This window comes from Xanthomonas sp. JL1, assembly GCF_038405005.1.
The window spans coordinates 26453-41347 of record NZ_JBBYGR010000029.1; the positions used below are offsets into that span (position 1 = coordinate 26453).

General features: G+C 62.3%; 8 protein-coding genes and 5 pseudogenes. 4 read left to right on the forward strand and 9 right to left on the reverse strand.

Annotation, left to right across the window (positions count from 1 at the left end):
* Position 1: 1 nt before the first annotated feature.
* From WJW29_RS06315 to WJW29_RS06325, 3 genes and pseudogenes are all read right to left on the reverse strand, one after another.
* A pseudogene (locus WJW29_RS06315) lies at positions 2-1078 on the reverse strand (YccS/YhfK family membrane protein); the annotation flags it as partial.
* Between the two features lie 225 nt (positions 1079-1303).
* Positions 1304-1885, reverse strand: a complete 582-nt coding sequence (locus tag WJW29_RS06320) for a DUF4276 family protein (protein ID WP_011407472.1) — start codon at positions 1883-1885, stop codon at positions 1304-1306.
* Positions 1882-2109: a hypothetical protein gene (locus WJW29_RS06325; RefSeq protein WP_341898609.1), complete on the reverse strand. Its 228-nt coding sequence runs from the start codon at positions 2107-2109 to the stop codon at positions 1882-1884. The genes WJW29_RS06320 and WJW29_RS06325 overlap by 4 nt, the downstream gene beginning before the upstream one ends.
* Here WJW29_RS06325 and avrBs3 point away from each other — a divergent pair.
* Positions 2087-5803, forward strand: a complete 3717-nt coding sequence (gene avrBs3 / locus WJW29_RS06330; protein ID WP_011407860.1) for a type III secretion system effector avirulence protein AvrBs3 — start codon at positions 2087-2089, stop codon at positions 5801-5803. The two genes, WJW29_RS06325 and avrBs3, sit on opposite strands and share 23 nt — an antisense overlap.
* On the opposite strand, the gene WJW29_RS06335 is transcribed toward avrBs3, so the two are convergent.
* From WJW29_RS06335 to purH, 5 genes are all read right to left on the reverse strand, one after another.
* On the reverse strand, positions 5773-6792 hold the full coding sequence (locus WJW29_RS06335) for an AAA family ATPase (protein WP_341898611.1): 1020 nt from the start codon (positions 6790-6792) through the stop codon (positions 5773-5775). The two genes, avrBs3 and WJW29_RS06335, sit on opposite strands and share 31 nt — an antisense overlap.
* Before the next feature lie 152 nt (positions 6793-6944).
* The gene (purD, locus tag WJW29_RS06340) at positions 6945-8234 is read right to left on the reverse strand and encodes a phosphoribosylamine--glycine ligase (RefSeq protein WP_011257454.1); all 1290 of its coding nucleotides are present in this window, start codon (positions 8232-8234) and stop codon (positions 6945-6947) included.
* A gap of 20 nt (positions 8235-8254) precedes the next feature.
* Positions 8255-8869 carry a DUF4276 family protein gene (locus tag WJW29_RS06345; RefSeq protein ID WP_011407473.1) on the reverse strand — a complete coding sequence of 205 codons (615 nt, stop codon included), beginning with the start codon at positions 8867-8869 and terminating at the stop codon, positions 8255-8257.
* A complete protein-coding gene (locus WJW29_RS06350) occupies positions 8869-10104 on the reverse strand; it encodes an AAA family ATPase (protein ID WP_011257455.1) in 1236 nt (411 codons plus the stop codon). The genes WJW29_RS06345 and WJW29_RS06350 overlap by 1 nt, the downstream gene beginning before the upstream one ends.
* Positions 10105-10153: 49 nt before the next feature.
* Positions 10154-11737: a bifunctional phosphoribosylaminoimidazolecarboxamide formyltransferase/IMP cyclohydrolase gene (gene purH, locus WJW29_RS06355; RefSeq protein WP_011257456.1), complete on the reverse strand. Its 1584-nt coding sequence runs from the start codon at positions 11735-11737 to the stop codon at positions 10154-10156.
* 73 nt (positions 11738-11810) lie between these two features.
* On the opposite strand from purH, the pseudogene WJW29_RS06360 reads away from it, so the two are divergent.
* The 3 pseudogenes from WJW29_RS06360 to WJW29_RS06370 all read left to right on the forward strand — a co-directional run.
* Positions 11811-12429, forward strand: a pseudogene (locus WJW29_RS06360) (CDP-alcohol phosphatidyltransferase family protein).
* Positions 12430-12586: 157 nt separating this feature from the next.
* A pseudogene (locus WJW29_RS06365) lies at positions 12587-14275 on the forward strand (bifunctional alpha/beta hydrolase/class I SAM-dependent methyltransferase).
* Positions 14272-14661, forward strand: a pseudogene (locus WJW29_RS06370) (serine/threonine protein phosphatase); the annotation flags it as partial. The pseudogenes WJW29_RS06365 and WJW29_RS06370, both read left to right, overlap by 4 nt.
* A 5-nt stretch (positions 14662-14666) precedes the next feature.
* On the opposite strand, the pseudogene WJW29_RS06375 reads toward WJW29_RS06370, so the two are convergent.
* Positions 14667-14895, reverse strand: a pseudogene (locus WJW29_RS06375) (transposase); the annotation flags it as partial.

Genomic DNA, 14895 nt, shown 5'->3' on the forward strand with positions numbered 1-14895 from the left:
CTTCCGACAACCTGCGCTCGATGCTCTGCAGGTTGGTCACCAGCAACTCCAGCGCGCCGAGCAGCCGCGTCAATGCGGGGTCGGCACGTGCGTGCAGATAATCCAGCGATTGGCGCAGGTCTTCGGTGGCCAGGCGGCTGTTGTCGCCATAATCGAACGGATGGCGCAGGCGGATCGCCTCGCCCAGTGCCGCGCACGCCTTGCCTTGCAACGCGAGCAGGCGCTGGCAGCGATACAGCACATCGCTGTGGAAGAACGCGTCGGTCAGGGCTTCGTACGGATAGTGCGAGGAACTGGCGCGCTCATGGAATTCCTGCGCCATGTAATACAGCCGGAAATACAGGCCGGATTGCACGCCCGGCCGCCCCGAGCGGCCGAAGCGGCTCATGATCGCGGTCTTGGCCGCATTGAGCGCGCCGACCACCTTGGCGTTCTGCTCGGCCAACGCCAGCCGGCGTACATGCAGGTCGCTCTGCCGCACCGGTTCGAACAGATCGGCCTTGAGCTTGAGGTAGCGGCCCAACTCGAAAAACAGCCGCGACAGCCGCTCGCGGACCGGACGATTGGCGAACAGGATGGTCCACAGGATCGACAGCACGCCGTACCAGGTGGCCCCGATCAGCAGCAGCGCCGCGCCGTGCCAGGCGATCGACGGATGGTGGCTGCCGTGCTGGTCCATGCCGATCATGGCGTAGATCGACAAGGCCACCGTGGCCTGCGAGATGGAGGCATAGCGCTCGCCCAGTGCGCCGAGCAGGGTCAACGAAAAAGTCGCCAACGCCATGCCGATCACGAACGGCAGCGGATACGGAAACAGCAGCACCACCGCAGTCGCAGCGGCGGCAAAACACAGCAGCGAGAGCAGTACCGATTTGATGCGGCCCAGCCAGTTGTCGTCGGTCTCGGCGATGGCGCTGGCGATCGCGCCGAGGAACAGCGCCGGTACCGCGGTGAGTTGCTGCCAGTGCCAGCACACGCCCATCGCCACCGCCAGCGCGATGAACACACGCAGACCATAGCTGGCTTTTTCATGGGCCCACAGGCGGCTTAAGCGGGTTTCGAAGGAGGGAGTGGCCACAGTCTCTACAGGGGAGGGTGCCCGGGCATTATTGCCGCAGCCACGCGCCGCTGGCGTGGGTGGGGGCTAGTTTTTTGTCGGTAGGGCGGCTCGCCGCCGTGCTCCGCACATGCTCAGGCTTTTGCGGAGCGCTCGCGGGCCAGCCGATGTCGCTGCGATGGAAGGTGCTGGCTCTGTGGATCGGTCGCAGTTTGGAGACGGCACCTATCAAATGACGGCCTATTTTCATACCGGAATAGCCAGCAGTTCCGTTTCCATTCGTCTGACGCCCGTCACCAGGTTGCGAAAGCTTGCAGAGCGAGCATTGTCCAATTGAAGGTACTTTCCGATCTCCCGCGAGCCAGCCACCTTTTGATACCGGTTACCTGTTATTAACTTAAGCTCTTTACTTGGATTGCCAATAGCATCTGGGGATCGGAACTTGCGATTGTTCTGGTGAGAGGCAAGCCTGCTCATCTGTAGAGCCATGCCGACCGCCGCGAGGTCTGCGAGGTAGAAAGTCTCAAGCTCGGTGCACGCGATTCTCACAAGGCAGAATTGAATCTTTCCAGAAAGTCTGCAAATTCCCAGTAGATTTTTTTTGACCGCTCGACAGTCGGGATGGCTGTCCAGATCTCTCAGTATGACGAATCGAGCTAATGAATTCTGATAACCGCGGATACGACGTTCTAGTTGTTTTTCCAAGTCTTGCTTGCCTTCGAAAGCGATAAGCCGATATTGGATGTCATTTGACAAGATCCGAGGTAGTAAGCTTTCCAACATGGCTCGAGCGGAATGCTCCTCCAGAAGAAATACAAGTTCCCTCATTGCGGATCGACTCCGTCGAAGAATCCCTGTTTCCACAGATAACCAAGTTGGTCGCCCTCCTTGACATAGCTGGAAATTTGTTGGTTATCGCGCGCGCGATGAACTTCGGTGCACCCATTTCGCTTTACCAGCCAGCACGCCTCGTCGAGCTCGGCAGAATTCAGGAAATCAGGCGAGTGAGTAGATACCAGCACCTGACCGATGGATCCCATTCGTTCGCGCACGCCAAGTCCTGCCCGCGAGCTTCTGCCCGGACCCCAACCGGATAGGGTTCAGCCGACTGCAGATCGGGGGGGGGCTCCGCCTGCTGGCGGCCCCCTGGATGGCTTGCCCGCTCGGCGGACGATGTCCCGGACCCGGCTGCCATCTCCCCCTGCGCCCTCGCCTGCGTTCTCGGCGGGCAGCTTCAGCGATCTGCTCCGTCAGTTCGATCCGTCGCTTCTTGATACATCGCTTCTTGATTCGATGCCTGCCGTCGGCACGCCGCATACAGCGGCTGCCCCAGCAGAATGGGATGAGGCGCAATCGGGTCTGCGTGCAGCCGATGACCCGCCACCCACCGTGCGTGTCGCTGTCACTGCCGCGCGGCCGCCGCGCGCCAAGCCGGCCCCGCGACGGCGTGCGGCGCAACCCTCCGACGCTTCGCCGGCCGCGCAGGTGGATCTACGCACGCTCGGCTACAGTCAGCAGCAGCAAGAGAAGATCAAACCGAAGGTGCGTTCGACAGTGGCGCGGCACCACGAGGCACTGGTGGGTCATGGGTTTACACACGCGCACATCGTTGCGCTCAGCCAACACCCGGCAGCGTTAGGGACCGTTGCTGTCACGTATCAGGACATAATCAGGGCGTTGCCAGAGGCGACACACGAAGACATCGTTGGCGTCGGCAAACAGTGGTCCGGCGCACGCGCCCTGGAGGCCTTGCTCACGGAGGCGGGGGAGTTGAGAGGTCCGCCGTTACAGTTGGACACAGGCCAACTTCTCAAGATTGCAAAACGTGGCGGCGTGACCGCAGTGAAGGCAGTGCATGCATGGCGCAATGCACTGACGGGTGCCCCCCTGAACCTGACCCCGGCACAAGTGGTGGCCATCGCCAGCCACGATGGCGGCAATCAGGCGCTGGAGACGGTGCAGCGGCTGTTGCCGGTGCTGTGCCAGGACCATGGCCTGACCCCGGACCAGGTCGTGGCCATCGCCAGCCACGATGGCGGCAAGCAGGCGCTGGAGACGGTGCAGCGGCTGTTGCCGGTGCTGTGCCAGGACCATGGCCTGACCCCGGACCAGGTCGTGGCCATCGCCAGCCACGATGGCGGCAAGCAGGCGCTGGAGACGGTGCAGCGGCTGTTGCCGGTGCTGTGCCAGGACCATGGCCTGACCCCGGCGCAGGCGGTGGCCATCGCCAGCAATGGCGGCGGCAAGCAGGCGCTGGAGACGGTGCAACGGCTGTTGCCGGTGCTGTGCCAGGACCATGGCCTGACCCCGGACCAGGTGGTGGCCATCGCCAGCAATGGCGGCAAGCAGGCGCTGGAGACGGTGCAGCGGCTGTTGCCGGTGCTGTGCCAGGCCCATGGCCTGACCCCGGACCAGGTCGTGGCCATCGCCAGCAATGGCGGCGGCAAGCAGGCGCTGGAGACGGTGCAGCGGCTGTTGCCGGTGCTGTGCCAGGCCCATGGCCTGACCCCGGACCAGGTGGTGGCCATCGCCAGCCACGATGGCGGCAAGCAGGCGCTGGAGACGGTGCAGCGGCTGTTGCCGGTGCTGTGCCAGGCCCATGGCCTGACCCCGGCGCAGGTGGTGGCCATCGCCAGCAGTGGCGGCAAGCAGGCGCTGGAGACGGTGCAGCGGCTGTTGCCGGTGCTGTGCCAGGACCATGGCCTGACCCCGGACCAGGTGGTGGCCATCGCCAGCCATGGCGGCAGCAAGCAGGCGCTGGAGACGGTGCAGCGGCTGTTGCCGGTGCTGTGCCAGGCCCATGGCCTGACCCTGGCGCAGGTGGTGGCCATCGCCAGCAATATTGGCGGCAAGCAGGCGCTGGAGACGGTGCAGCGGCTGTTGCCGGTGCTGTGCCAGGCCCATGGCCTGACCCCGGCGCAGGTGATGGCCATCGCCAGTAATATTGGCGGCAAGCAGGCGCTGGAGACGGTGCAGCGGCTGTTGCCGGTGCTGTGCCAGGACCATGGCCTGACCCCGGACCAGGTCGTGGCCATCGCCAGCAATAACGGCGGCAAGCAGGCGCTGGAGACGCTGCAGCGGCTGTTGCCGGTGCTGTGCCAGGACCATGGCCTGACCCCGGACCAGGTCGTGGCCATCGCCAGCCACGATGGCGGCAAGCAGGCGCTGGAGACGGTGCAGCGGCTGTTGCCGGTGCTGTGCCAGGACCATGGCCTGACCCCGGACCAGGTCGTGGCCATCGCCAGCAATAACGGCGGCAAGCAGGCGCTGGAGACGCTGCAGCGGCTGTTGCCGGTGCTGTGCCAGGACCATGGCCTGACCCTGGACCAGGTGGTGGCCATTGCCAGCAATGACGGCAGCAAGCAGGCGCTGGAGACGGTGCAGCGGCTGTTGCCGGTGCTGTGCCAGGACCATGGCCTGACCCCGGACCAGGTCGTGGCCATCGCCAGCCACGATGGCGGCAAGCAGGCGCTGGAGACGGTGCAGCGGCTGTTGCCGGTGCTGTGCCAGGACCATGGCCTGACCCCGAACCAAGTGGTGGCCATCGCCAGCAATATTGGCGGCAAGCAGGCGCTGGAGACGGTGCAGCGGCTGTTGCTGGTGCTGTGCCAGGACCATGGCCTGACCCCGGCCCAGGTCGTGGCCATCGCCAGCCACGATGGCGGCAAGCAGGCGCTGGAGACGGTGCAGCGGCTGTTGCCGGTGCTGTGCCAGGACCATGGCCTGACCCCGGACCAGGTCGTGGCCATCGCCAGCCATGGCGGCGGCAAGCAGGCGCTGGAGACGGTGCAACGGCTGTTGCCGGTGCTGTGCCAGGACCATGGCCTGACCCCGGACCAGGTCGTGGCCATCGCCAGCAATGGCGGCGGCAAGCAGGCGCTGGAGAGCATTGTTGCCCAGTTATCTCGCCCTGATCCGGCGTTGGCCGCGTTGACCAACGATCACCTCGTCGCCTTGGCCTGCCTCGGCGGACGTCCTGCCCTGGATGCAGTGAAAAAGGGATTGCCGCACGCGCCGGAATTGATCAGAAGAATCAATCGCCGTATTCCCGAACGCACGTCCCATCGCGTTGCCGACCTCGCGCACGTGGTGCGCGTGCTTGGTTTTTTCCAGAGCCACTCCCACCCAGCGCAAGCATTCGATGACGCCATGACGCAGTTCGGGATGAGCAGGAACGGGTTGGTACAGCTCTTTCGCAGAGTGGGCGTCACCGAACTCGAAGCCCGCTGCGGAACGCTCCCCCCAGCCTCGCAGCGTTGGGACCGTATCCTCCAGGCATCAGGGATGAAAAGGGCCAAACCGTCCCCTACTTCAGCTCAAACGCCGGATCAGGCGTCTTTGCATGCATTCGCCGATTCGCTGGAGCGTGACCTTGATGCGCCCAGCCCAATGCACGAGGGAGATCAGACGCGGGCAAGCAGCCGTAAACGGTCCCGATCGGATCGTGCTGTCACCGGCCCCTCCGCACAGCAATCTTTCGAGGTGCGCGTTCCCGAACAGCGCGATGCGCTGCATTTGCCCCTCAGCTGGAGGGTAAAACGCCAGCGTACCAGGATCGGGGGCGGCCTCCCGGATCCTGGTACGCCCATCGCTGCCGACCTGGCAGCGTCCAGCACCGTGATGTGGGAACAAGATGCGGCCCCCTTCGCAGGGGCAGCGGATGATTTCCCGGCATTCAACGAAGAGGAGCTCGCATGGTTGATGGAGCTATTGCCTCAGTCAGGCTCAGTCGGAGGGACGATCTGACCACGTGCAGCATACATGCGGAATTCTTCCGCAAGTTCGGTCATGAGTTGCGGGTAAAGTTGGTTTTCCGGTTCTTCGACGCAAAGTAGCGGATGAGGAGAGGGGTCGTAAAGAAGTACCAAGTAGGCGAACATCTTGATCGTGCCGTCAGAAACATATCGGTCAAGGAAAGGTGTCTTGAACGAACCGTCCTGGAACCGTAGGGTCAGATAACCATCGTCCATTAGTTTAGGTTCAACTGAGGCCACTCCGGGAACGCGTCGCGCCATGATGTCGAGGATGCGCCGAAATACTTGCTGATGGCGTTCATTCATGTATTGAGCAACTAGCGGTAAGTTGTCGCCGCTTTCCGACAAGTGTTCAGAATCACCGGTGGCTTCCTTGCGCCCTCTCGCCGCATTGATGTGAAAATCAGAGACGTGCCAGTTCTCGATTAATTGTCGGAAGGCGTTGGCAGCCTTGAAACGCTCGAATTGTCCCAGTCCTTTGATCGCTAGCGTATCAGGAGCGACTTTTTGACTCTCTCTGTCCAGTTCCTCGTCGGGTTTCTTGAAGTCCTCTTCGTTGGTGATTGCATAACCTACACCTTTGGAAAAATTCAAGAAATGATAGGGGCTGCCATAGCGCCCACGTTTGTAGCGTAATAGCTCGCTTTGCACGATGGGAGCGCCATTCTCTTCGCCAATCTCGATTGAGTAGGTCACCAGCCGCTCTACGCCAGTTATTTCCATTCGGTATTGGAGTTCGATCAGAATGGAATCAACTGTAGGATCACACCCGCGGCTGAGAACCTCCCGGAATCGTCCCCGCTTGTCCAGTGCTTGCCGGACGTTTCCCTTGAGGCAGTCATGGAGAAAGCCAAATACATCGAACAACGTGCTCTTGCCCGATCCATTGGCGCCAACGACGACGAGAAACGAAGGCATGTCCTTCAAGTGCACATCGCGGAATGCCTTGAAGTTCCTTAGCCGGATTGATTCAATCTTCATGCTGCGGGCTCCGCGCGTAATTGGTTGTTATGAAAACAGATGCATGGTGGTCTATTCGACGCATCCGGACCACTTGTAGTCTCCTGCCAGCCGGTACCAGGTGAGGGTCGATCAGCCAGGGTTGAATTTGTTTCAGTGAAGAGGTTTCCCACTTACTGGTCGCGCTCGCGGGCAATCGCACGCCAGCCGATATCGCTGCGCTGGAACGCGCTGGGCCAGTGGATCGGCTGCAGGCCGGCGTAGGCGGTGCGCTGGGCGTCGTGCACGCTGTCGCCCAAGGCCGCCACGCACAGCACGCGACCACCGGCGCTGACCACTTCGCCGGCGGCGTTCAACGCCGTGCCGGCGTGGAACACCTTGGCGCTGGCCGGCACCGCATCCAGGCCGGTGATGACTTCGCCGGTGACCGGGGTTTCCGGGTAGGGCTTGGCGGCGATGACCACCCCCAGCGACGGGCGCGGATCCCACTGCGCCTGCGCGCTGTCGAGCTTGCCGTCGATGGCTGCGTTGAGCAGATCGACCAGGTCCGACTGCAGCCGCAGCATCACAGGCTGGGTTTCCGGGTCGCCGAAGCGCACGTTGAATTCGATCACCTTGGGCGCGCCATGCGCATCGATCATCAGCCCGGCATAGAGAAACCCGGTGAACGGCACGCCGTCGGCAATCATGCCCTGCACGGTCGGCTCGACCACCTCGCGCATTACCCGCGCATGCACCTCGGGTGTGACGACCGGGGCCGGCGAATAGGCGCCCATGCCGCCGGTGTTTGGGCCGGTGTCGCCGTCGCCGACACGCTTGTGGTCCTGGCTGGTGGCCATCGGCAAGGCGTGGGTGCCATCGACCATCGAGATGAAGCTGGCTTCTTCGCCGTCGAGAAATTCTTCGATGACCACGCGTGCGCCGGCGTCGCCGAACGCATTGCCCGACAGCATGTCGCGCACCGCGTCTTCGGCTTCGGCCAAGGTCGTTGCCACGATCACGCCCTTGCCGGCGGCCAGGCCATCGGCCTTGACCACGATCGGTGCGCCTTTCTCGCGCACATAGGCAAGCGCGGCGTCCACGTCCGTATGCACCGCGTAATACGCGGTGGGAATGCCATGGCGGGCAAGGAAATCCTTGGCGAAGGCCTTGCTGCCTTCCAGCTGCGCGGCCTTGGCGGTGGGCCCGAAGATGCGCAGGCCGGCCGCATGGAAGCGGTCGACCACGCCCAGCACCAGCGGTACTTCCGGGCCGACCACGGTGAGCGCAACGGCTTCGCGCTGCGCCAGCGCGAGCAGGCCTTCCAGATCATTGACCTTGACCGCCACATTGTGGCACTTGGCTTCGGTGGCGGTGCCGGCATTGCCCGGTGCGACCAACACTTCGCTCACGTGCGCCGATTGCGCGATCTTCCAGGCCAGGGCGTGTTCGCGGCCGCCGGAGCCGATGACGAGAATTTTCATAATTTATAACTCAATATTGTTCAGTCAATCGCACTGCGCACAGCGCCTATAAACGCGTTGAAGCTCTCGGATATATTGCGGCCAGGGTCGATCTTTGCACCAATCAGTCGCGCTGCATTGATCTTGGGTAGTCCTTCTGCAAAGTAGCCATATCGTTTCATGATTCGCTCGAATGCTTCCCAGGTGCCGCCCCTGATGCTGTCTGGTTTCCGATAAGCCTTCTGCTTATCAACAGTCGAGGCTACGCGTGGGAAAACTGCTTTGACTGCTTGCCAATCGCCGAAGTACCAAGCTTCTAATTCTTCAACGACGATGCGTGTCACGAAATTCCATTGGGCGCTTCCAGTTGACTTGGAGATCAGGCCAGATTCTTTTGCAATTTTTTCTAAATTGCTTCGCAGCTCTTTGCAGTCATCCTCGTCTCTATCAACTACGATAATAATCCGCCAGTCTTCCGGGATGTAGTTTGCGTATCCCCTTAGGCGCGCTTCGGCCTTAGCTAATAAGTCAGATTTTCCTTGGAAGGTCTTAATTGCATACGTCTTGTCAGCTGGAATCATGCGCGGGAGAAGCGCGTGTAGAAAATTCTCCATGGAAGGCTCTTCCACGAGAATTTCTAAATGATTTGCGCCCATCAAGTCTTCTCCGGAAGCGGGCTCGCCGGCGCACCTTGATTGGTTAGGGGATCTCCAACGCCAAGCTGGCCCTCCATCCATAGATGGCCAAGTAATGCTCCATGTTTTATGAATTCGCGTATTCCTAGAAGGTCCGCTGCTCGACGAGTCTGCGTGTAGCCCTGATCATCCCTCCAAAGGACGCGGACTTCCTCGGGGCGAAGAGAGTTTAGAAAAAATGGGGAGTGACTCGTGACGAGCAACTGAGTCTGGGCACTAGATTTTCTGCACTCTTCCGCTAGCTCTGGCAGTAGTCTTGGATGGAGAAAGTTTTCTGGCTCTTCGATGCCAATGAAAGGCGGAGGTGCGGGATCATAAAGAAGGACGAGATACGCTAGCATTTTCAGCGTGCCATCCGACGCAAATCTAGCAAGTACAGGATGGCTGAAGGGGGCGTCCTTGATTTGAAGGAGAAGGCGTCCGTCAGGCATCGTTTCAGCAAGAACGCGTTCAACTCTTGGTATGCGCTCTCTCAGCGCCGAGAATACGTCTTCAAGGCGATTCGGATGTTGTTCAGCCAGAAATTGGATGACATTGGCTAGATTGTCACCAGTTCTACTGAGTCTGTCCTGTGGGCCGGCTTCAGGCTGGCCACGCGAACTGTCTGCTGACAGGTAAGAAACATACCAACCGGTAATGAAGTCTCGTAACGCTGCAACTCGCGGGTGCTCTGCGAACTGGCCTAGCGCATTGACGGCTAAAAGATCTGCGGATTTTAGCGGTGTGTCAATACGTTTGTCCTGATCATCAGGACGCTCGCCACTAGCGGCTTTGCCAATTCCTTCTCGATACTCCAGAAAGCGAAATGGTCTGCCTCGCTCACTGCGCCGCCACTGTAGCCACTCCTCAATGACTACTGGGGAACTGTTTCGTTCATCCACCGATAGGTGGTAAGTGATTAATGGATAGCCAGGTTCGCGGTACTTAATCTCAATTGTAATCGGGCCTTCGCTGCCGCGCGTTTTTAGCTCCCTAGCTCTGCCACGTTTGTCCCATGCTCGCCGCAAGCCAAGCTCAAAGCACTCGGCCAAGAATGCAAACACATCGAAAACTGTTGACTTGCCGCTACCATTAGGCCCCAAAAGGACCGTTAGCGGAGTGATATCCCTGAGTTCAAGATCACGAATCGCTCGAAAATTTTGTATCTTTAAATACTCAATTCTCGCCACTTTCCGCGCGATCAATTCGTTTGCCATCAGTCCGTCTCCCGCTCCAACATGAAGTACCTGCGCGTGTATGCCTGTATCAATGCCGGAAATGGCGCACGCCGGTGAACACCATCGCGATACCGTGTTCGTCGGCAGCGGCGATCACTTCGCCATCGCGCATCGAACCACCCGGTTGAATCACTGCCTGGATACCGGCGGAAGCCGCCGCGTCGATACCATCGCGGAACGGGAAGAACGCATCGGACGCCATCACCGAGCCGACCACCGTGAGCTTGGCTTCTTCGGCCTTGAGCGCGGCGATCTTGGCGCTGACCACGCGGCTCATCTGCCCGGCGCCGACACCAATGGTGCGGCTGTCCTTGGCATAGACAATGGCGTTGGATTTGACGTACTTGGCCACGCGCCAGGCGAACAGCAGATCGCCCAGTTCCGCCTCGCTGGGCGCACGCTGGGTGACCACGCTCAATTCGCCCAGCGACATGCCGCGGTTGTCGGCCGACTGCATCAGCAGGCCCGAGCCGATCCGCTTGGTGTCGTAGTTGTTGAGGCCATTACCGTGCGGAATCTTGAGCACGCGCACGTTGGCCTTCTTGGTGGCGTAGTCCAGCGCGCCGGCGTCGTAGTCGGGCGCGATCAGCACTTCGACGAACTGACGATCCAGAATGGCTTTGGCAGTGGCTGCATCGAGCGTTTTGTTGAAGGCCAGGATGCCGCCGAAGGCGCTGGTGGGGTCGGTGGCATAGGCCAGTTCATAGGCATCGCCGCAGCCCGCGCCTACCGCCACGCCGCAGGGGTTGGCGTGCTTGACGATCACGCAGGCCGGCGCATCGAACTGGCGCACGCATTCCCACGCCGCATCGGCATCGGCCAGGTTGTTGTAGCTGAGCTCCTTGCCCTGCAACTGCTGGAAGGTGGCCAGCGTGCCTGGTACCGGATACAGGTCGCGGTAGAACGCGCCGGACTGGTGCGGGTTTTCGCCGTAGCGCAGGTCCATCACCTTGACGAAGTTGGAATTGATCTGGGCCGGGAATGGGTTGCGCGTGGGCACGGTTTCGGCGCTGTCGGCCACCGCCGAGAGATAGTTGCTGATCGCCGCGTCGTACTGCGCCACGCGATTGAACGCCGCCACCGACAGCGCAAAGCGCTTGGCCGCCGACAGCTGGCCGTTGTTGGCCTCCAGTTCGGCCAGCAGGTCGGCGTACTGCGCCGGGTCGGTGGCCACAGCCACGCGCGCGAAATTCTTGGCGGCGCTGCGCAACATTGCCGGGCCGCCGATGTCGATGTTTTCCACCGCGTCGGCCAGCGTGCAATCGGTTTTGACCGTGACCGATTCGAATGGATACAGGTTCAGCACCAGCAGGTCGATCGGCGCGATGCCGTGTTCGGCCATCACTGCTTCATCGATGCCTGCACGTCCCAGCAGGCCGCCGTGCACCAGCGGGTGCAGGGTCTTGACGCGGCCGTCCATCATTTCCGGGAAGCCGGTGAGCTCGGCGACGTCTTTCACCGGCAGGCCAGCCTCGCGGATCGCCTTGGCGGTGCCGCCGGTGGACAGCAGCTCGACGTTGCGCGCCACCAGCGCGCGGGCCAGATCGATCAGGCCGGTCTTGTCGGAAACGGAGAGCAGGGCCCGGCGCACGGGCAGGAAATCAGAAGCCATCGGTGGGGGATGTCGTTGCGGATCAGCCGATATTGTAGGCTGCGCCAGCGCTCGAATGGACTCAACACCCCGTATGGTCTCGATCCATGCTCTGACAGGACGCTTTCAGGCGCTGCTGCGGCCGATGGTGGGCGCGCTGTCTCGTGGCGGCATCACCGCCAACCAGGTCAGGCTCATTGCGGCGGCGGTGTCGTTGATGGTGGCGACCGTGGTATTGCGCGGCGGCCCCAGCTGGCCGCTGCTGTATCTGTTGCTGCCGGTGTGGATGCTGGTGCGTATGGCGCTCAATGCGGTAGACGGCATGTTGGCGCGCGAGTTCGGTCAGCAATCGCGGCTGGGCGCCTACCTCAACGAAACTTTGCGATGTGGTGGCCGATGCGGCGCTGTACTTGAGCCTGCTGGGCGTGCCCGGTGTGAGCGCGCACTGGCTGTGGGTCTTCGCGCTGCTGGCCGCGCTCACCGAATACGCCGGCGTGCTCGGCCTGATGGTTGGCGCCAGCCGCCGTTACGACGGGCCGATGGGCAAGCGCGACCGCGCCTTCGTCATCGGCGTGCTGGGCGTAGGCCTGGCCAGCGGGCTGCTGGGCGCTCGCGGGGTCACCTGGGTGGCCATCGTGCTGAGTCTGGCCTGCATGGCCACGGTGGGGCGGCGCGTGCGGGCCGGCCTGGCCGAGGCGCCCGCAGGCGCCTAGCGGTACATCCCGCAGCGCCGCCGCTGGGCGCGCCGCTCTCGGGTGACCTTTGCGATTCAACCTCTTTCGACGTTTTCAGGATGCTTCAATGCGCACAGTACTAGAGCGCGAGTTCGTCAGTTTCGATGGTGCGCCGCTGTTTTAACGGCATTGGCCGCTGCACGATGCCGCGACTACCGGCACGCCCAAGGCGGTGGTGGTGCTGCATCGCGGCCATGAGCACTTCGGCCGGGGATGCATCGGCCGAAGAACTCGACATGCCCGACGCGCAGTTCTTCGCCTGGGACGCACGCGGCAACGGCCGCTCGCCCGGCGTGCGCGGCGATGCGCCGGGCTTCGAAGCACTGGTGCGCGATCTGGACGGCTTTATCGCACACCTCGGCGCCACCCACGGCATTGCGGTGCAGGACATGGTGGTCATTGCGCAGAGTGTGGGCGCGGTGGTGGCCGCCACCTGGGTGCACTATTACGCCCCACCGCTGCGCGCCTTGGTGCTGGCATCGCCCGCGTTCAAGGTGACATTGTAGGTGCCGTTCGCACGCGCCGGGCTGGCGCTACTGCATGCGCTGCGCGGCAACTTTTTCGTCAATAGTTACGTCAAGCCGCAGTGGTTGACGCACGATCCGGCGCGCGTGGAAAGCGATCGCCGCGATCCGCTGATCACCGCCCCGATTTCGGTCCGTGTGTTGCTGGGCCGGTATGCAGCGGCCGATCGTGTAGTGGAGGATGCGCAGGCCATCACCGTGCCGACCCAATTGCGGGTCTCCGGCGCCGATTCTGTGGTGCATCCGGCCCGCAGGACCGCTTCTACGAAAACCTGCGCTCGCCGATCACGCAGCGGCTTTGGTTGCCGGGGTTTTTCCACGACACCCTGGGCGAGCGCGATCGTGCGATTGCGATTACGCAGATCCGCCAGTTTGTGCAAGCGCGTTTTGCGCAGCCGCCGGTGCGTGCCGCGTTACGCGATGCGCACCGTGCCGGCCCAAGTTTCGAAGAGGCCGAGCGGCTGGCCTGGCCGCCGCAGCGCAACAGCCTGCAGGATCTGCGCTGGCGTGGTGTACGCGCCGGTCTGCGCCTGGGCGGCAGGCTCTCCGAGGGCATCGCACTGGGTTTGCAGACCGGTTTCGATTCCGGCAGCGCGCTGGATTACATCTACCGCAACCAGGCCCGTGGTCGCGGGCCGCTGGGCCGCATGATCGACCGCAATTATCTCAACGCGATCGGTTGGCGCTGCATCCGCATCCGCGGCAGCCATCTGGGCGAGTTGCTGCGTGATGCGGCGGCACGCTTGCGTGGCGCTGGCAAGCCGGTGCGCGTGCTGGATGCCGCCGCCGGGCACGGGCGCTATGTGCTCAAAGCGCTGGGCAGCGGTGCGCAGCGTGCCGATGCGATCATGCTGCGCGATTTCAGCCTGCTCAACGTGACCCAGGGCACCGCGCTGATCCAGACGTTGGGCGCAGGCGATAGCGCCCGCTTCGAACAAGGCGATGCATTCGACCCCGATGCATTGGCAGCAGTACAGCCGGCACCGACGTTGGCGGTGGTATCGGGCCTGTACGAACTGTTTGCCGACAACGACCAGATCGCACGTTCGCTGGCCGGTCTTGCAGCAGCAGTGCAGCCGGGTGGCTACCTGCTCTACACCGGGCAGCCCTGGCATCCGCAGCTGGAATTCATTGCGCGTGCGCTGACCAGCCATCGCGATGGTGTGGCCTGGGTGATGCGTCGGCGTCGCCAGCAGGAAATGGATGCGTTGGTTGAGGCAGCGGGCTTTCGCAAGGTGGCGCAGCGCATCGATGCGTTCGGCATTTTCACCGTGTCGATGGCGCAGCGGATCGACGCATGAGCCCAGCTGCGCGCCCGTTCGGCCGTGCCGCGCTGTGGCTGGCGTTGCTGGGGCCGTTTTTCTTCCTCAGCTATGGACTGGCCAATACGCTGGACGGGCGGGCAACGCAGGTGCCATCGGTGGTGTTCGGCTGGGCGCACGGCATGCCGTTCTGGCCGTGGACCATCGTGCCGTACTGGTCGATCGATCTGTTTTACGCAGCGTCGCTTTTCGTTTGCCGCACTCGCCGCGAGCTGGACACGCATGCGCTGCGCCTGCTCAGCGCGCAGCTGATCTGCGTGGGGTGTTTTGTGGTATTGCCCTTGCGCTACAGCTTCGTGCGGCCACAGACCGATGGCGTGTTCGGCTGGTTGTTCGCGGTGTTATTGGGCTTCCACAAACCCTTTCCTGATTAGCACGCACTTTCAGCGGTGAACATGGTGACATCACGCAGGGCCCGCTCGGACCACGGCTTGCTGGCGGCTGCGGCGGCCAGCAAGCTKGGCACCAGCCGGGTCAGATCGAAACGGCGGTTGAACCGCCACATCGTCTCTGCCAGGTAGCGCTGGGCGTATTTGGCGAATTTGAAGGCGTGCTAGGCACCGTCCAGCGAACGCTTTAGGTTGGACAACACCACGTTG